At 62.0% G+C, this 18468-nt stretch carries 14 protein-coding genes; 5 read left to right on the top strand and 9 right to left on the bottom strand.

Going from position 1 to position 18468, the window contains the following annotated elements; all coding sequences use genetic code 11:
* Positions 1 to 258 precede the first annotated feature (258 nt).
* Positions 259 to 1809: a polyphosphate:AMP phosphotransferase gene (gene pap / locus THIDRDRAFT_RS09280; protein WP_007040578.1), complete on the top strand. Its 1551-nt coding sequence runs from the start codon at positions 259 to 261 to the stop codon at positions 1807 to 1809.
* A 60-nt stretch (positions 1810 to 1869) separates the two neighbouring features.
* On the opposite strand, the gene THIDRDRAFT_RS09275 is transcribed toward pap, so the two are convergent.
* From THIDRDRAFT_RS09275 to orn, 3 genes are all read right to left on the bottom strand, one after another.
* Positions 1870 to 2655, bottom strand: coding sequence for an FRG domain-containing protein (locus THIDRDRAFT_RS09275; protein WP_007040577.1), 786 nt, complete (start codon positions 2653 to 2655; stop codon positions 1870 to 1872).
* A 120-nt stretch (positions 2656 to 2775) separates the two neighbouring features.
* Positions 2776 to 4158 (bottom strand): KamA family radical SAM protein, encoded by a 1383-nt coding sequence (locus tag THIDRDRAFT_RS09270; RefSeq protein ID WP_007040576.1) that lies wholly within the window; start codon positions 4156 to 4158, stop codon positions 2776 to 2778.
* Positions 4159 to 4459: 301 nt separating this feature from the next.
* A complete protein-coding gene (gene orn / locus THIDRDRAFT_RS09265) occupies positions 4460 to 5008 on the bottom strand; it encodes an oligoribonuclease (protein WP_007040575.1) in 549 nt (182 codons plus the stop codon).
* A 179-nt stretch (positions 5009 to 5187) separates the two neighbouring features.
* On the opposite strand from orn, the gene THIDRDRAFT_RS09260 reads away from it, so the two are divergent.
* The 3 genes from THIDRDRAFT_RS09260 (at position 5188) to THIDRDRAFT_RS09250 (ending at position 7241) form a co-directional block, all read left to right on the top strand.
* Positions 5188 to 5472 carry a hypothetical protein gene (locus THIDRDRAFT_RS09260; protein ID WP_007040574.1) on the top strand — a complete coding sequence of 95 codons (285 nt, stop codon included), beginning with the start codon at positions 5188 to 5190 and terminating at the stop codon, positions 5470 to 5472.
* 4 nt (positions 5473 to 5476) lie between these two features.
* Entirely contained in the window at positions 5477 to 6487 is a 1011-nt protein-coding gene (gene rsgA / locus THIDRDRAFT_RS09255) for a ribosome small subunit-dependent GTPase A (RefSeq protein ID WP_007040573.1), read from the top strand.
* A gap of 190 nt (positions 6488 to 6677) precedes the next feature.
* Positions 6678 to 7241, top strand: a complete 564-nt coding sequence (locus tag THIDRDRAFT_RS09250; protein ID WP_007040572.1) for a cytochrome b/b6 domain-containing protein — start codon at positions 6678 to 6680, stop codon at positions 7239 to 7241.
* A gap of 43 nt (positions 7242 to 7284) precedes the next feature.
* Here the strand turns inward: THIDRDRAFT_RS09250 and THIDRDRAFT_RS09245 are convergent, their stop codons facing one another.
* The 5 genes from THIDRDRAFT_RS09245 to folP form a co-directional block, all read right to left on the bottom strand.
* Entirely contained in the window at positions 7285 to 9498 is a 2214-nt protein-coding gene (locus THIDRDRAFT_RS09245) for a GGDEF domain-containing protein (RefSeq protein ID WP_159105400.1), read from the bottom strand.
* A gap of 442 nt (positions 9499 to 9940) precedes the next feature.
* The gene (locus tag THIDRDRAFT_RS09240) at positions 9941 to 11257 is read right to left on the bottom strand and encodes a homoserine dehydrogenase (RefSeq protein WP_007040570.1); all 1317 of its coding nucleotides are present in this window, start codon (positions 11255 to 11257) and stop codon (positions 9941 to 9943) included.
* A gap of 148 nt (positions 11258 to 11405) precedes the next feature.
* Positions 11406 to 12608 carry an alanine transaminase gene (alaC, locus tag THIDRDRAFT_RS09235; RefSeq protein WP_007040569.1) on the bottom strand — a complete coding sequence of 401 codons (1203 nt, stop codon included), beginning with the start codon at positions 12606 to 12608 and terminating at the stop codon, positions 11406 to 11408.
* Positions 12609 to 12748: 140 nt separating this feature from the next.
* Positions 12749 to 15310, bottom strand: a complete 2562-nt coding sequence (locus THIDRDRAFT_RS09230) for a penicillin-binding protein 1A (protein ID WP_245535809.1) — start codon at positions 15308 to 15310, stop codon at positions 12749 to 12751.
* 155 nt (positions 15311 to 15465) lie between these two features.
* Positions 15466 to 16296: a dihydropteroate synthase gene (gene folP, locus THIDRDRAFT_RS09225; protein WP_007040567.1), complete on the bottom strand. Its 831-nt coding sequence runs from the start codon at positions 16294 to 16296 to the stop codon at positions 15466 to 15468.
* A gap of 445 nt (positions 16297 to 16741) precedes the next feature.
* Between folP and THIDRDRAFT_RS09220 the strand changes: the two genes are divergently transcribed.
* Positions 16742 to 17716 (top strand): hypothetical protein, encoded by a 975-nt coding sequence (locus tag THIDRDRAFT_RS09220; protein WP_040844421.1) that lies wholly within the window; start codon positions 16742 to 16744, stop codon positions 17714 to 17716.
* Between the two features lie 86 nt (positions 17717 to 17802).
* Here THIDRDRAFT_RS09220 and THIDRDRAFT_RS09215 read toward each other — a convergent pair whose 3' ends face one another.
* Positions 17803 to 18432: a DUF3299 domain-containing protein gene (locus tag THIDRDRAFT_RS09215; RefSeq protein ID WP_007040565.1), complete on the bottom strand. Its 630-nt coding sequence runs from the start codon at positions 18430 to 18432 to the stop codon at positions 17803 to 17805.
* Positions 18433 to 18468 lie beyond the last annotated feature (36 nt).

Raw genomic sequence — 18468 nt, 5'->3', positions numbered from 1 at the left:
CCAGGTCATGGGCGCGGGATCTGAGTGGCATGCTTGCGGTACATCAACGAGCGAGAGAGCGGGCCGGAACATTAAAGTAATGTCTGGAAGCCGCTCCATAAGAAGATTCTGAAATCTTGATATAAATCAAGCGAACCCCATCGCAGCCCCTGATCAGACGGTCGACGAGCGGTTCGGGCGCCTATTCTCGATTTGCCGCGACGTCCCCAACTTGACCTACACTCACCCGCCTGAATCAGTCCCACGAGGAAACGAGGCATGTTCGAAGCAACGAAGGTCGGTCGCACGGTCAGCAAGCAGGACTACAAGGAACAGCAGGAGGAGCTCCGAACACAGCTCCTGGCCGTGCAGCGTGATCTGAGAGCCTCGAACATTCCGGTCATCGTGCTGGTCTCGGGGATCGAGGCCGCCGGCAAGGGCGAGGTCGTCAACCGCCTGAACGAATGGCTGGACACCCGGGGGGTTCAGAGTTTCGCCTTCTGGGACGAATCCGACGAGGAACGCGAACGCCCGCGCTACTGGCGCTTCTGGCGTTCCATGCCGCAGCGCGGCGAAATCGCCATCCTCTTCGGCGGCTGGTATCAGACACCCATCGAGCATCGCTTTAAGGGATATTGCAGCGAGGCAGAGCTCGACGGCGAACTCAACCGCATCGTCGACTTCGAGCGCATGCTGACCCAGGACGGTGCACTCATCGTCAAGTTCTGGTTCCACATGTCCGAATCCGACCAGAAGTCCCGGCTCAAGGAGCTGTCGCGCGACGACAAGAGCCGCTGGAAGATGGTGCCAGACAAGAGCAAATTCTCCGAGCACTATGCCGCCTTCGAACAGGTCGCCGAGCGGATCATCCTGCACACCGACCGAGGTATCTCGCCCTGGTACCTGATTGAGGCCGGCGACCGGCGCTATCGCGATCTCACGGTCGGCAAGACCTTGCTCCACGCCATCCGCTCGCGGCTCGCCGAATCCACGACGGAAGAGCCGAACGGACAGCTCGGCGGCCCCGAACTCCCGGAGAGCTCCAGCGCCCAGATCACGCTGCTCGACCAGCTCGATCTATCGCGCAGCATCAAGCGCGACGAATACAAAAGCCGCCTCAAGAAGCTGCAGGCCGAGATCAACGAACTCGCCTGGACCGCTTACAACCAGAAGCGCTCCATCGTGCTGGTCTTCGAGGGGATGGATGCGGGTGGCAAGGGCGGCGCCATCCGGCGCATCACCAGCTCCGTCGATGCCCGGCTATTCCGCTCCATTCCGGTCGCGGCCCCTACCGACGAGGAAAAGGCCCATCATTATCTCTGGCGCTTCTGGCGTCACATCCCGCGCGCCGGACACATGACCATCTACGACCGCTCCTGGTACGGGCGCGTCCTGGTCGAACGGGTCGAGGGCTTCGCCGCCGACGCCGAGTGGCGTCGCTCCTACTCCGAAATCAACCGATTCGAAGAACAGCTCGTCGACAGCGGCGTCGTCCTACTCAAGTTCTGGCTCCACATCAGCCAGGACGAACAGCTCAAGCGCTTCAAGGACCGCGAGGACGTGCCCTACAAGCGCTACAAGATCACCGAGGAGGATTGGCGCAACCGCGAGAAATGGCCCCAGTACAAGGAGGCGGTCAACGAGATGGTCGTGCGAACCAGCACCAAGCACGCACCCTGGACCCTGGTCGAGGGCAATGACAAGCCCTATGCACGAGTCAAGGTCCTGAGCACCATCTGCGACACCCTCACCGAGGCGCTCAAGAATGCCCCCTCCCCAACCGCCGGCTATCTGCCGTGCGGCGAGAAGCGCATCCAAGACGAAAAATAGGCCGCGCCACACAGACTATGCGGATCGCTCGGCTTTCGAGTCGGCGGCCCGCCCTGTGCGTTAGCAGCGCGGGCTGTAGTGACGTTTCAACCAGGCGGTCAACCCTTCCAACCCCGGGAAAAACACCCGCTCGGTCACATTCGACTGATCCAGTTTGTCGCGAATCTCCCACTTCAGTTCAGCGGGGATGACGATCCGTCGACAGATCTCCGGATAGTCCAGGAGCCAGCGATCCATGGCCAACATGGGATCCGAGCTGACCGAGAAGAAGGCGAACTGGTTGACGATGCGGTCGTCGATCGAGGGCGGCTCGAAGAAGAGCGTAAAGGGCTGTTCGGACAGCTGGTCCAGCTCCTGAAGCGATTTGACCGTCTCCGACAGCATCTCCACAGTAAAGACGTTTGCGCCCTCCATCTCCAGTCGCGAATGCAGCCGTTCCGGTGCCATACGGTGCGTTTCGAGATAGTTGACCGCCCAGATGACGGCATCGCGATCGATCTTGTCGATGTGGGCCGTCGCAAAGTGCAAGGCGACAAAGGGCGAATAGGTCCAGTCGAGCAGCCGGGTCGGCAGACCATAGTGCTGGGCAACCGAGAGCCAATGCCAGACCGAATCGCGCTCGACCACCCGCCGATGGGCATACTTGCGAAAGTTGCGCAGCAGATGGCGTTCGAGTTGAGCGTAGCCCCCGCCCAGACGCATCAAGGTCGTCTCCAGTGCATAGTCGACATCCGAGAGCCCTCGAAAGGCGTAGCGCGAGCGGAAACGTCCGATCTCGGGCACCCAGGAATCGGCGAACAGCACCTCTTGCAACTCGCTCCACGACGAAACGGTAAAGGTTTCCAATCGACGATCTCCAGGTAGCGGAATGACATGGACTCTAACCCACAGGACGCGCCGACGCCCCTCACACGGGGCGTCGAACGACTGAGCCTGTCAGGATGCGACCCGAATGGGACGCTGCACTTATTGGATGGGTCTCACCTGCCCCTTGCACATCGCGAGATACTCGTCCTCGTAGAAGAAACGGTCCTCTCCGAAGGCCGGCTTGAGCTGATCGAGCCAGGTCGCCTCCGGGTCGTACTTGGCGAAGAAGGGCCGCTGTACCCAGTCAGCATCGCGTGCCTGAATGAAGCGCAGGACGAAGACCTTCTCACCCCGAATCTCCGCGACGCCCTGGATCTCCACCTTGCCTGGACCCGCAGACATCGAGGGACCGCGTGCCGTGCGGCCGAGCCCGGATACGCGCTGCATGGCCTGGCGATAGATGTCCCAGGCCCGTCCCAGCGGCACCGCGAAGTAGTGCTGGGCACCGGTATCGCGCTCGACGAACATGTAATAGGGGATGATCCCGAGCTTGACCTGGGTCGACCAGAGATCGGACCAGGCGCGGGAATCGTCGTTGATATGACGCAGCAACGGCCCCTGGCTGCGGATCTCGACACCCACATCGCGCAATCGACGAATCGCCTCGCGCGCGACTCGAGTCGAGAGCTCCCGCGGATGATTGTAGTGCGCCATGATGGCCACGTGCTTGCCGCCCGCGATGAGCCGCTCGAACAGCCCGAGCATCTCGTCCGCATCCTCGTCGGTGACGAATCGATGGGGCCAAAAAGTCAGCGACTTGGTACCGATACGTACGCTTTGAACGTGCTCCAGATCGGCGCTCAACAAGGGAGTCAGATAGGACGACAGGTGGCGGGCCTTCATCACCATGGGATCGCCACCGGTCACCAACAGGTCCGTGACCTGGCGATGCTGACGCAGATAGCGATGCAGCATGCCGACCTCGTTGCTGGCGATCTTGAGCGCCTTGTCGCCGACGAACTGCGCCCAGCGGAAGCAGAAGCTGCAATAGGCGTGACAGGTCTGCCCCTGGGTGGGAAAGAAAAGCACGGTTTCGCGGTATTTGTGCTGGAGCCCCTCCAGCGGACGCCCTTCCTCCATGGGCGTGTTGAGGTCCAGCTGGCCGGCCGGATGCGGATTGAGCCGCTCTCGGATCTCGTTGGCTAGCGCCTGGATCTCGGCCTTGTCCGCATCCCGCCGATGCAGATCGGCCATGCGGTCGAAATCGGACTCGGACAACATTCCGCGCTGAGGAAAGGTCAATTGAAAGAGCGGATCATCGGGAACCCGGTCCCAGTCGATCAGTTCGTCGAGCACATATTGGTTGACGCGGAAGGGCATAACGCTCGCCACCACCCGCATGGCGAAACGTTGTTCCGAATCCAGTCTCTTCAGCTGATCGATCTGATCGAACTGGCGGTCGGTAAAGACCTGAAACCGTCGCGGCCTCAGGATGCCGTCGCTGTGCCTGGCGGCATCGGCGACGTTATGAGTGGTCAACATGGCAACCTCCCTCAGCCAATCCACGGCTGTCAGTTGGTGAATGGATCGGACGCTCAGTCCACGAGCGCCCAAAAGAGAGTCGGGTGATGCACACCCAGCGGAGAGTCCTGTCGTCAGGCGATCCCCAGACATGCCGGCATCCGGGACGAGGCGGATACCTGCGTTGCAAGCGCATCGGACCGACTGGATTGGTCAGTTGGCCGAGGAAAAGGCCGGCAATGTTAAAGAGCGCGTGGACGATCCGCAAGCCCGACTGGATTGTAGGGAAATGACGCAGTCGGCTTTTCGCTCATCCTCGGGCTCAGAAGGAACGGATGAAATGCGTCCGATAGTGACGGAGTTCTTCGATCGATTCGCGAATATCGTCGAGCGCGAGGTGGCGCCCGGTCTTCTTGAAGCTGCGAGCCACCTCGGGCGCCCAACGTTGCGCCAGGATTTTGAGCGAACTCACATCCAGGTTGCGGTAATGGCAGTAGGCCTCGAGCTTGGGCATCCAGCCAGCAAGAAAACGCCGGTCCTGACAAATACTGTTGCCACACAGCGGGGACGCCCCGGCCGGAACATAATGGGCGAGAAAGGCGAGCGTCGCCGCCTCGGCCTGACCCTCGGTCACATGACTGGCACGCACCCGGTCCAGCAGGCCGGAGGCGCCGTGATGCTCGCAGTTCCAGTCGTCCATTCCAGACAGGATGGCCTCGTCCTGGTGAATCGCGAACACCGGGCCTTCGTCCAGGATCTGGAGATTGCTGTCGGTAACGATGGTGGCGATCTCAAGGATGCGGTCGCTGGATGGATCCAGTCCGGTCATCTCCAGATCGATCCAGATGAGGTTGTTGTCGCTCTCGCTCATGCTCCAATTACTCTTGTCGCGGCTCAGTTGATCGGTGTGGGATAGAGGAGTCTATCTCACTCGCCCCACCCTCATTGCACACGCCTGTCACATGCCGAAGGCTGTGACGCGTTGCAACAGCCTCTACAATAGACCTCGGAACGCAGAGCGCGAATCACCCTCACCAGGAGCCCAAACAAATGACCCAACGCCATCACCTCCGCATTCTTGCCTGCACCGGACTGCTCGTCTGCGCCGTCAACGCGAGCGCCGAAGAATCGGCCGAAACCCTCTACAAGAACCACTGTCTCGGCTGTCACGGCAGCGAGGTCTACACCCGAACGAACCACAAGATAACCTCGTTCGAGGGTCTCAAGAGCCAGGTTCAGCGCTGCGAGCTCGGCCTGGGACTGCAATGGTTCGACGAGGACGTCGACCAGATCGCCAGCTATCTGAATCAGCACTTCTACCATTTCGCGAACTGACCCGATGCCAAAGCGTCGGCTTTCCGAACGACAGATCGAGCGCATCCGCACCATCCAGGAACGGCGTCGCGAACGGCTCGCGGCCCGAACGGACGCGGTGCTGGCCGAATCAGACGCCGAGTCCGAACCCCAAGAAGGCCGGGTCGTGGTCCGGCACGGCGCCAACCTCGCCGTAGAGGACGACCGAGGGCAGATCATCCACTGTCTCTCGCGCCAAAACATCGGACACCCGGTGTGCGGCGACCGCGTGGTTTGGCAGATGACGGGCGACGGTCAGGGCGTGGTCACCGCCATCCAGCCGCGCACGACCCTGCTCAGCCGACCGGATTTCAACGGACGGGACAAACCGCTGGCGGCGAACCTCACCCAACTGGTGGTCCTGATCGCACCCGAACCCGCGCCCAGCGGCTATCTGGTCGACCAATATCTGGTCGCAGCCGAGTTGATGGGGGTCGAGGCGATGATCGTCGGCAACAAGATGGACCTGCTGGACGCAGACGCTCAGGCGGACTTCAAGAGACAGTTTTCGCACTATGACGCCATCGGTTACGAGACCCATTGGGTCAGCCTGCGCGAGCCCGAATCGCTCAGCCAACTGATCGCCCGTTTGGCGCGCGAGACCAGCATCCTGGTCGGTCAGTCGGGGGTTGGAAAATCCTCGTTGGTCAAGGCGTTGCTACCGGATCGGGAGATCCAGATCGGACGGCTCTCCAAGGCGACCGGACTCGGCCGTCACACCACCTCGGCGGCGACCTGCTATCGGCTGTCGGGAGACGGATCGCTGATCGACTCGCCCGGAGTGCGCAGCTTCCGACTCGGGGCTATCGACCGCGATGGGCTGCATCAGGGATTCCGCGAATTCAAGCCACATATCGGCCAGTGCCGCTTCACCGACTGCGATCACGCCCATGAACCGGACTGCGCCATTCGCGAGGCCGTGGAGTCCGGCTCCATCGCACCCGAGCGTCTGGCCAACTTCCATCATCTACTCGGGCTCAAACAGCCGACAAGCTGAACGCACAGGCACGATGATGCGAAGGCGCCAGGGATTGGCGCACGCCCCCTTCCCTCCTCCCGTTCCTCGGCTGACCGAATGCTGACAGTCCCCGATAGCGCTCGGTCAGGGGCCATCCCCTATCTTGGCCTCAGATCGCGTCACTCAGAGAACGCGATCGATCATCCACATCCACCGAGGAACCCCATCCATGCATACAGACATCGCTCAAGCCAAGACCGGTCCGCAACCCGAAACACGGGTCCGAGTCTGGGACCCATTGGTCAGAGTCTTCCACTGGACCCTGGTCGCGGCCTTCGCGACGGCCTTCATCGTCGAGGACGAACTGCTCGGCGTGCATATCTGGGCGGGCTATCTGGCGCTCGGCCTCATTGGGGTACGTATCCTCTGGGGCCTGATCGGAACCCGTCACGCACGCTTCACCGACTTCGTACGCGGACCTGGTGCGGTGTTCGCCTACATCAAGGACGCCATCGCCTTCCGCGCACCACGCTATCTCGGACACAACCCGGCGGGTGGCGCCATGATCCTGGCGCTCCTGATCAGCATCGGTGCGACCGGACTGACAGGGCTCTCGCTCGTCGATGCGCGCGGATTCGAGGGAGAGGCGCTGGAAGAGGTCCACGAATTCTTCGCCTTCCTCTCGCTTGGCCTGATCCTGGCCCATGTGGGCGGGGTGCTCTTCTCCAGTTTCGCCCATGGCGAAAACCTCATCGCCGGCATGATCAGCGGCTACAAACGGCGGGACGTCTGAGCACAACTCAAACGCAGAGAGGACGGAAGCCGCCAATCAGCGGTTAATGGTAGATTTCGACCCGGTTCCGTCCCGACTGTTTGGCCCGATAGAGCGCCTGGTCGGCAAAGACGATCAGCGACTCGGGCGCAATCGGCATCTCGGGCCAGGCGGCGATGCCGACGGAAATGGTGAGTGGTCCGAGCGCGTGCCCCTCGTACTCGAAGGACTCCGACTCGACACGCTGCCGCAGATCCTCAGCGCGTTGCTGACATCCCTCGACCTGCGTCCCAGGCATGAGGACGCAGAATTCCTCGCCGCCGTAACGGCAGATCAGGTCGGTCTGACGAAAGACACTCGCGAGCAGCCCGGCGACCCGCTTGAGCACGACATCGCCAGCGGCGTGGCCATAGGTGTCATTGAAACGCTTGAAATGGTCGACGTCGCACATGATGACCGAGAGGGCTCGACCGTGCCTCTTGGCCAGCGCGGCTTCTCGACTGAACACCTCGTCGAGAAAACGGCGATTCTTGACCCCGGTCAGACCGTCCTCGTAGGACAGTCGGCGAAGCTCTGAATGCAAACTCAGCTGCGAGAAGACGAGACCGATCTTCTCCAGCCCCAAATCGATGAGCTGCCGCCATGAGGTCCCGGTACCCGAGAGTTCTCCGTCGATCGGAGCCTCCGGTATCCGCAGCCACAGCATGCCCAATTCGCACTCGCCACGGCGAGGATCCTCATAGAGGAGTGGAAGACGCCAGTGGTTGTCATCGGACAACAGACGAAACACCTCAGTGGCCGAAACCGACACGGGCGGCGGCGCTCTATCCGGGCCGGAAGGATCGAGCCAGAAGTCCAGCAGACGATAGACGCCTTCGGGCTCATCGCGCTGGTAATAGGCCCCGGCGAGGGGCCGACAGAGTGCCGGAAGACAGCGGATCAGGATCTCATTCGCCTCGATCACCCCGCCACTGTTCTGAAGATCGGTGAGTATGTTTTCGAGTTCCGCACGCTTCTTGTTCTCGATTCCAAGCATCCTCGCGCGTTGCCGCTCGCGGCGCACCAGCCTGGCGAGCGCAGCCGTGCGTTTCCTGACTTCCTGCTCCAAGGAGACGTTCATCGCCCGCAAGGCCGTTTGGGTGCGCGCATAGTGACGCAAGGAGATGATGACGACCGCCAGAGAAAATGCGAGCGCCCCCCAGGCGATCGGCACCTGAAACCAATGCACCAGGCTATGCGCGACCGCCATGTCGAGCAGGAGCAGCAGACTCAGCACGGCGTAGGCCGCCAGGAGCGCCTTCTGATCGCTGCTACCGCGCGCAGCAATCTGGACCGCTGGAATCAGCAACAGCGTCAAGGAGATCGCAAAGCATCCATCGAAAATCGGATAGGTATCAGCGAGCGATACGACCCCCGCCAGCGACAGGCCGACGGCCCCGACCAGATAGAGAAGATGAAACCTCCAGATCAAGCCCATCCACGGCACCCGGATCGGTTTCAGCCAGCGCTCCAGCAGGATGACCATGGCCACCGGGACCGTGTAATAGCTGATCGCGCCCATGTAATCCCAGAATAGCGGGCGGTCGAAAAGCAGGAGATTGAGCTGACTGCCGCTGAGGACCATGCACCCAGAGGCCAGGGCGAAGAGCGCGATGGAGCCGAAATTGCCGCGTTCCCGATTAAATAGCCCGAAGATCAGCGACAGGAAGGCAATCAGAATCGAGATGCCGCTGGTGACCAGACGCTCGATCGAGTTGCGAACGATCTCCTGCAGGAGATCCACCCGCTCCATGATTCGGATCTGCCCCCATAGACCGATGTCCTGGTAATCGGAATAGATACGGAAATAGAGCCGCTTTCCCGAGCAATCGACCGGAAGCGGAATCATGTGCCAGGGCCAACCCTCGAACCGCCCCTTACCCGCCTGGTCGAAATGGCCGAATTGATAGATCTTGCGACCATCGAGATAGACCTCGACGATCAGATCGACACTGAAGATATAGAGCACCGGATCGCGCCAATCCCCATCTGGCAGGATCACGCGGTACCAGACATTCGTCTGCGATCCACGCCCTGGCGGATTGGAGGGAAAGACAATGGAGGACCATTGATCCGATGCCTCCTCCTGCGCCCAGACAGGCTCCCCATCCGCCGTGAAGGGCGAATCGCCCCAGCGATACTCCCAGCCCTGATCCACCTCGATCTCGACGCCCGCCCAGCACGATTGCCACTGCGGCCAACAGATCAGCGTCAAGAGCGCGGCAAAGAGGTATCTCACTGTCGCACGCTGCCGCGCCCGCCCCGGTGACATCTTCCGATGGAGTCGCAAACCGCGCCCATGGCCGAACCCTGGATCCTTGACATCAAACCGACCTCCGAATGGATCTGTCGCGCCCGCCGTACAAGAGATCATGCCATACGAATGACCGCTTGCCAGCAGCACCACACCAAACGAGCCAGCTCCAAACTCGATCGCGCGAGCATGATATCAACGGCGGCGGCTATAGCACCAAAGCACGGATGAAAATTCTATTGAAAACACGGTGAATGAATTCTGCACCAAGACGCGGTTGCGCCAAATCGGGTGTCGCGGATGAAACGCCTGAGGTCACCCGATCGATTCGCCATTGCGGCAGAACGTCGGTCAGTAATCGAACAGGAGATCGAGCGCCCCGCCACAACGACGGGGCGCGATCGAACGTATAGGATGGGGGAAAGAATCAGCCCGACAGGGTTTCCATGCGGATCCGCATGACCGGTTCCTGCACTGAATCGAGCGCCTCAATGCGGGCAATCGCCTCGTTCATGCGGCCTTCGAGCACGCGGTGGGTCAGCATCACCATGGTCACATAGGTCTCGCCCTCTCCGGGCTCCTTCTGCTTGATGGCCTCGATACTGATGCCCTGCTCGCCGAGGATGCTGGCAATGCGTGCCATGACACCCGGCTGATCCAGCGCGAAGATCCGCAGATAATAGGCGGTCTCGACCTCTTCGATACGCAGCACCGGCGTATCGGCCAGCGCGTCCGGCTGAAAGCCGAGATGAGGCACGCGGTTGTTTGGATCCGTGGTGAGACTACGCACCACGTCGACCAGGTCAGCCACCACAGCGGATGCGGTTGGCAGCGCGCCGGCACCGGCCCCGTAATAGAGCGTCGGCCCTACGGCATCGCCCTTGACCAGCACCGCGTTCATGACCCCATCGACATTGGCCAACAGACGCCGTTCAGGGACCAGCGTCGGATGCACCCGCAGTTCGATTCCGGTCTCGGAACGCCGGGCGATTCCCAGATGCTTGATCCGGTAGCCCAGCTCGGCGGCATAGACGACATCCATCGCGCCGATCTTGGAGATCCCTTCGGTGAAGCAGCGCTCGAACTGCAAGGGGATGCCAAAGGCCAGCGAGCCCATGATGGTGAGCTTGTGCGCCGCGTCGATCCCCTCGACGTCGAAGGTCGGATCCGCCTCGGCATAGCCCAGCGCCTGGGCCTCGGCCAGCACGTCGGCGAAATCGCGGCCTTTGTCGCGCATCTCGGTGAGAATGAAGTTGCCGGTACCGTTGATGATGCCGGCGATCCATTCGATATGATTGGCGGCCAAGCCCTCGCGCAGCGCCTTGATGATGGGGATACCACCGGCAACCGCCGCCTCGAACCCAACGACCACGCCGCGCTCGCGCGCCGCGGCAAAGATTTCGTTGCCATGCTTGGCGATCAGCGCCTTGTTGGCGGTCACCACGTGTTTGCCGTTCTCGATCGCCTTGAGCACCAGTTCGCGCGCCGGGGAATAGCCCCCGATCAGCTCGATGACGATCTCGATCTCCGGATCCTCGACCACGGCGAAGGCGTCATCGCCGATTCGACCGATGCGATCCAACCCATTGATGCTCTCGGGGCGATATTCACGCGCCGCAGCGAATGCGATCTCGATGCCGCGTCCGGCGCGTCGCGCGATCTCGGCCGCATTCGAGGTCAGGACTTCGACCGTCCCGCCCCCGACTGTCCCAAGACCCAACAATCCGACCTTCACCGGTTCCATTCATCTCACCTCAATAGCCTTGATGGACCGCACAGGCGTACCCCCAGATGGCCGTCCCCATCGGGGGCGCGCGCCACATGGCCTGGCATGCAACTTCGGCATGCCAGGCGGCACGAACCTTCGCGGTTCCAAATTTCAGAATGTGGGATCAGGCCCCTGCGCGCGAATCCCGACGGAACATCTCCTTGATGCCACGGACGGCCTGACGGATGCGGTGCTCGTTTTCGATCAGGCCGAAACGAACGTGGTTGTCGCCGTACTCGCCGAAACCGATTCCGGGCGATACGGCCACCTTGGCCTCGCGCAGAAGCTTTTTGGAGAATTCGAGCGAGCCCATGTGGCGATACGGCTCCGGGATCGGGGCCCAGACGAACATGGTGGCCTTGGGCGGCTCGATCGGCCAGCCTGCCGCATCGAGACCCGAGCAGAGCACGTCGCGCCGGCTCTGATACATGTCGCTGATCTCACGCACGCAGTCCTGCGGTCCCTCCAGGGCGGCGATGGCCGCGATTTGGATCGGCGTGAAGGTACCGTAATCCAGATAGGATTTGATGCGCGCGAGCGCCGAGACCAGGGTCTTGTTGCCGCACATGAAGCCGACACGCCAGCCGGGCATGTTGTAGCTCTTGGACATGGAGAAGAATTCGACGGCGATCTCCTTCGCCCCCGGAACCTGCAGAATCGACGGCGGCTTATAGCCGTCGAAGGCGATATCGCCATAGGCGATGTCGTGCACCACCCAGATGCCGTGCTCGCTGGCGATGTCGATGACCTTCTGGAAGAAATCCAGATCAACGCATTGGGTGGTCGGATTACCGGGGAAGTTGATGACCAGCATCTTGGGCTTGGGCCAAGACTCCTGGATCGCCTTCTGCAGCTCCTCGAAAAAATCGACCTCCGGCGTCAATCGCACGTGCCGCACGTCGGCGCCAGCGATGATGAAACCATAGGGATGAATCGGATAGGCCGGGTTGGGAACCAGGACCGTATCCCCGGCACTCATGGTGGCGAGAGCCAGATGGGCCAGACCCTCCTTGGAGCCGATGGTCACGATCGCCTCGGTCTCCGGATCCAGATGCACGTCGAAACGATCGCGGTACCAGTGACAGATCGCGCGGCGCAGGCGCGGAATACCGCGCGACACCGAATAACGGTGGGTGTCCTTGCGGGCCGATGCCTCGACCAGCTTGTCGACGATATGCTGGGGTGTCGGCTGGTCGGGATTCCCCATGCCGAAATCGATGATGTCCTCCCCCCGCGCTCGTGCCTCGGCCTTCAATTCGTTGACGATATTGAAGACGTAGGGTGGCAACCGCTTGATGCGGTGGAAATCTGACTCGGGGGCGACCACGGAGGACCTCGTTGATGGTGGTTGGGTGAAAAGGTTAAGAGTCTACCGCTGCGGACGCGAGATTCAAACAAGCTCGGGGCACAAATGGCCTCACAACCCTGACCACGCCGGGATCAACATCGGCTTGGAGGCCAGCGGACTCAGAAAAGATCGTCCATTACCCGGGGCGCCGAGCGTTTGACCGAAGCAGAGGATCGACTGGAGGCGCTCGACTCGGCCGCGACCGGTTCCGACGCGGCCTGCATGGGCCTGAATTCCTCTTGGACGTACTCCAGAATTCCATTTTTGGCGGTCGTCTCCACCCCGCGCACCGGATCGACACGTACCTCGATCAGACCGGATGGCGGATCGAGCGTCGCGACCGGATGCCCATCCAGCGCCTGCTTCATGAAATCGACCCACATCCCGAGCGCGGCCTTGCCGCCACCCTCGCCGCGACCGAGCTTGCCGAAATCGTCGAACCCCATCCAGGCGACGGTGACGAAATCCGCCTGGAATCCGGCGAACCAGGAATCCCGAACGTCATTGGTCGTGCCCGTTTTACCGACGATATCGGGACGATCGAGCTTCAAGGCGCGTCGGCCGGTGCCGTGCTCGACGACCTCGCGCAGCAGAGAGGTCATCTGAAAGGCGGTGCGCGGATCGATGATCCGCTTGGCCTGACGAGCCGGATCGAGGCCCTGGGTCGTCGCGGAGTCCGAGCCCCGCGTGTACCAGCAATCGAGACAGGCGCTGGGCGGGTTGGCCTGGAACAGGACCCGTCCGTTGCCATCCTCGATCCGCTGGATGAAATAGGGGATGACGTGATAGCCGCCATTGGCGAACACCGCATAGCCCTCGGCCAGCTTGACCGGCGAGAGTTCCCCGGTGCCGAGCACCATCGAGAGTCCTTTGGGCATGGCCTCCGGGCCGAACCCGAACCGTCCGATGTACGACTGGGCCTCCTCGATCCCGAGACTCTGCAGCAGATTGATGCTGGCCAGGTTGCGCGAGAGAGCCAGCGCCTTGCGCAAACGAATGGAGCCCAGCTCCTTGTGGTCGGCGTTCTTGGGATTCCAGCGCTCGCGGCGCGGCAGCTTGACGGCCTGATCCTTCACCAGGCTCGCCGGGGTCCATCCCCTGGAGAGTGCGGCGGCATAGACGAAGGGTTTGAAGCTGGATCCCGGCTGGCGGCGCATATCGATCGCGCGATTGAACTTGGTCTCTGTATAGGCGTAGCCGCCGACCAGGGCACGCACCGCCCCATCGCGCGGATCGACGGAGACCAGTGCCCCGGCAACGGCCGGAATCTGGCTCAGGATCCAACCACCCTTCCCGTCCTCCTTGAGGCGAATCAGATCACCGGTCGCAACGGCGTTGGAGGAGCGACGTTTCGGGCCGCGCCAGCGTGCCAGGTTGCGACGGCTACGGGCCCAGGAGAGCTGCTTGGCACTGAGCGAGAGACGCTTGCCCTCACCGAGGTAGAGATCCGCCCCGCGCGAGCTCACCCGCGTCACCAGGGCTGGAACCAGATCGGGAATCGCTATGGCCTTGGCGAGATAGGCGTCCATGTCGTCTTCGCTCATGCCGGCGATCTGGACCACGTCCTCGGGGCCACGGTAGCCATGACGCCGGTCGTACCGCCTCAGTGAGGCGCGCACCGCCTCCTGGGCCTGCGTCTGCAAACGGGGATCGATGGTGGTGGTCACCCGGTAGCCTTGATTGATCGCGTCCTCGCCATAGAAACGGATCATCTCGGCACGTGTCATCTCGGCGACATAGCCGGCCTCCAGGTCCGGTTCTCGGCGGTGCAGGCTCGCCATATCGGGCGTCGCGATCGAGATCGCGTATTCCTCCTGACCGATGTATCCCAGTTCGAGCATGCGTCCCAAGATGTAATTGCGCCGCTCCAGCGCGCGTTTGGGATTGGTCGTCGGATTATTGGCCGAGGGCGCCTTGGGAATACCGGCCAGCATCGCCGCCTCGGCTACGGTGAGGCGATCGAGCGGCTTGTCGTAATAGAGCGCTGCAGCGGCGCTGATCCCATAGGCCCGGTGCCCGAAGAAGATCTTGTTCAGATAGAGCTCGAGAATCTCCTCCTTGGTCAGGGTCTGCTCCACATGGAGCGTCAGCAGCACCTCCATCAGCTTGCGCTGGAAGGTCTTCTCCGGCGTGAGGAAGAAATTGCGCGTGACCTGCATGCTGATGGTGCTGGCACCCTGCGCCTTGGTGCCGGTCTGCAGATAGCTGAGCAGCGCCCGCCCCATGCCGACCGCGTCAACCCCTTGGTGCTCGAAGAAACGGCTGTCCTCGGTGGCGAGAAAGGCCTGGATAACGATTGGCGGCACATCCTTGAGCGCAACCGGTCGGCGGCGCTGGATCCCGAATTCGGAGATCAGAGAGCCATCCGACGCGTACACGCGCAGCGGCTCCTTGAACTGGACGTTGCGCAAGGTCTCGACGTCCGGCATCTCCGGCAAGGTGACGTTGATGAAGACCGCCGCCCCGACGAAACCGATGGCCATGATCTGCAGCGGCTGTCCGAAGGCACTGGAGAGGAAGTGCAGAAACCATCCGATCACGGAACGCGGCGCACGACCCGAACGTCGCCGCACGCGCTCACCCAGGACACGCCTCAACGTCCTTGATGTCTTGGGCTGATTCTCGCTTGCGTCGGACGGAAGACGGGCATGCGCCGCTTCTGGATCGGATGCTTTAACCAAATTCCACTCCGCCCATGACCGATACATCTGAAGGGCCCAGGGTCTGCTGTCTCACAAAGATCCAGGGCATGACAGGGCGGGAATTGTACACCAAGGTGCAGAAACGCCGAGCCAGAGGACGCGCCTGACGGCCGACGAAGCAGCAAGAACGCAGGTCAGAGCCCGGCCTTGCGGATCGCCCAAGCCACATCCGCCGCCTGGCGATTACCGGCGACATCATGGACACGGAAGACGCGCACCCCCGCCATCACGCCGATCGTGGTCGTCGCACAGGTTGCCGGCATGAGCGCCGCCGGCTCGACACCACCGCAGATAGCGCCCATAAAACGCTTGCGGCTGGTGCCGAGGAGGACGGGAAAACCGAAATCCACCAAGCATTGAAGCCCCGCGAGCAGCGACAGATTGTGCTCGGAGCGTTTGCCGAATCCAATACCTGGATCGAGCAGGATATTGGATGTCTTCACGCCGACCGCCAACGCCGCTTCGATCCTGGAGGCCAGATGATCGCGCACCTCGGTCACAACGTCCCCATAGCACGGATCGTCCTGCATCCGGTCCGGTCGACCCTGGCGATGCATGAGCACGATGGGCACCTCGCGTTCGGCGGCCAGAGCCAGCATGTGCGGATCGTCCAACCCGGCCGAAATGTCGTTGATCCAATTCGCACCGGCATCCAAAGCCGATTCGGCCACCTCGGACAGGGTCGTGTCGATGCTGATGGGCACCTCGGCCGGGATACGCTCCCGCAAGCGGCAAATGACACCGCGCACGCGACGGATCTGCTCTTCCGCCGCGACCGACTGGGATCCTGGACGTGTCGACTCGCCGCCAACGTCGATGATATCGGCGCCCTCTTCCAGCATCAGGAGCGCCCGAGCCAAGGCATCGGCGGGATCCAGATAGCGACCACCGTCCGAGAAGCTGTCAGGCGTCAGGTTGAGGATACCCATGATCTGGGGGGGGCAAGAGCTGGAGGACAGGGTCATCGCGGCGGTCCGAGTCGGTGTTGAAGGTCTGGTCTTACAGAGATCGGGCAGGATAAGCCGAGCGTCCAGTCCTGGCGAGTCGGGCATCGCCCGGATCGCCACCCCACTGAAAAGCCACGGATCAAACCCAGAATCCCACAGACCAAAGCAAACCATCAGCCGCTATATCCCAGCACATGTCGGGGACTTGACTCCCGCTCGACATCGGCAGATCGTCGTCGAGTTCGCACGAGCACACCGCAACCCGCAAGGCGATGAAGCGATCATCGACGAGCGGCGCTATGCTGCGGACGAAGCTCCAACCAATCGCAACAGGTTTCGATGAGAGGATTGATTGATGCGAGTGAGATCTGTCTTCTTGAAGGGCCTCGCGGCCTTCACGGCAGCGCGACCGAACCCGTGCGGCAGGACGGACGCATACCTGCCCGCCCACCAGAGATACCACATGAGCCACGCTCTCCTCATCGCGTTCATCGCCTTTGCGATCTCATCCTGTTCCTTCGCTGGGGATCGCTCCTCGGGCATCCCGACCTGGTTGAAGGCCCATGTCGGCGAAGGGGAAGGACAAATCGCGTCACCAGTCCTGGAAAGGGCGCGAGCGCTCTACCTGCGCAAGGTGAGGCAAGGTGCCGTCAGAAATCCTTGCTACTTCGCCATGGACGCCACCCGTCCGCACACTGAGCGCAATGGCCGACCGGGGCGCCGGTTCTTCATCATCTGCGAGGCCAAGCGGTCCTTTCGCGCGATCTCGTCAGGCCATGGCAGCGGTCGCACGTTGAGCGGTATCGCGGATTTCAAGAACGACAAACGGTGCGCGAAGCATTTCAGCAATGCCTTGGGTTCGAGACTGACGGCGGGCGGAGTCTATGTGACCGGCGAGACACGAGCCTCTTTCAAGGGCTACTACCGCGTCTCCGCCAAGCAGAATGCCCTTCTGGTCCGCCCATTCATACCCTTCGAGGGTGAGGGCGAGACGGCAAACGCCGAACAGCGCGCACTCGGCGGACACGCGGCGGTATTGATCAAAGGGGCCTGTCTACTGCGCGATCCGGACAGTCCCTATGCGAATGACAAGGGCTACGTGCCACTGGGAAATCTGGTGGACTACTCGAGCGGCCGCAGCAGCGGCTGCACCAGCTGGCCACCGCAGGACGCTCGAGAGATCGTTGAGCTCACGAACGGGGATCCAACCACCCTGTACATCTATCCTGAGGCGGCCGACGTCAATGCCGTCGCGCGCGCAGTCGCGCTCGGCCGATCGCCATCAGGAGCTGCCCCCTATTGGAACGCATCCTGTCTGCAGGAGATCGGCGCTCCGAGGTACTGGCCACGAGAAAGTCTCGAGCCGAAGATCGCCCGATACAAACGCGAGCATCCCGCGCCCCCTACCCCGCCAATGCCACTTTGCCAAGGGCAATGACCTGCATCTTGGCCATTGCCAGTAGTTGGTGTCCTCGGTCGCGTCACCATTGAGAGTGCGGGTGACTCCTCGGAGCTCCACCCAGCTCAGGGATAGGGCGCGATCTCGAATGCCTCGAGGCGATAGCCCGCATCGGCCATCTCGCTCGAGAAGCGCTCGATCTTGAGGATACCGGTCACCCAAACCGTGTCGAAGACACCGCCGTTGTAGGCATCGCCCTTGGGCAGGACGACATGGACGGTCTGGTTGGCGGGCGGCGGCGGAACGTGGATGCAGGCGCCGTAATAGGGCACGAGCAGGAATTCGCTCACGTCGCTCAAATCGAATTGCAGAGGCACCACGAAGCCGGGCAGTTTCACCCGGGTACCCTCTAGCGCGTCCACGACTGGTGCCTGTTGCCATAGCGCCATGAGCTTTTGCATGATCGGTGCGGCGCGCGGGTCATCGTCCGAGATGTCGTCCAGGCTTGTCCCGTCCGTGCTCAGACCCTCCAGAAGCTTCTCCGGACGCCAGTCCTCGGGGATCAGCGCGTCCCAGTCGAGTTCGGCGATCTCGTCCGAGGGCGGATCGACGGCCAGTTCTTCGGCCGTCAGCCCAGTTCGGGAGCCAGCCGGATCCGACGCCTCGGACGGATTGTCCGATGTTGGCCCGCAGGCGCTCAGCAGCAAGAGCGCCAGGACCAGGGCCGCGCTCAACGGGGCCTTGGTTGTTCGCATATTCATACTCCGATCAGCTTCGATCATTCCGGCGGC

This window comes from Thiorhodococcus drewsii AZ1 (genome assembly GCF_000224065.1).
GTDB lineage: Bacteria > Pseudomonadota > Gammaproteobacteria > Chromatiales > Chromatiaceae > Imhoffiella > Imhoffiella drewsii.
The sequence above is the reverse complement of the archived record's forward strand: the minus strand, read 5'-3'. Positions and strand labels throughout refer to the sequence as shown.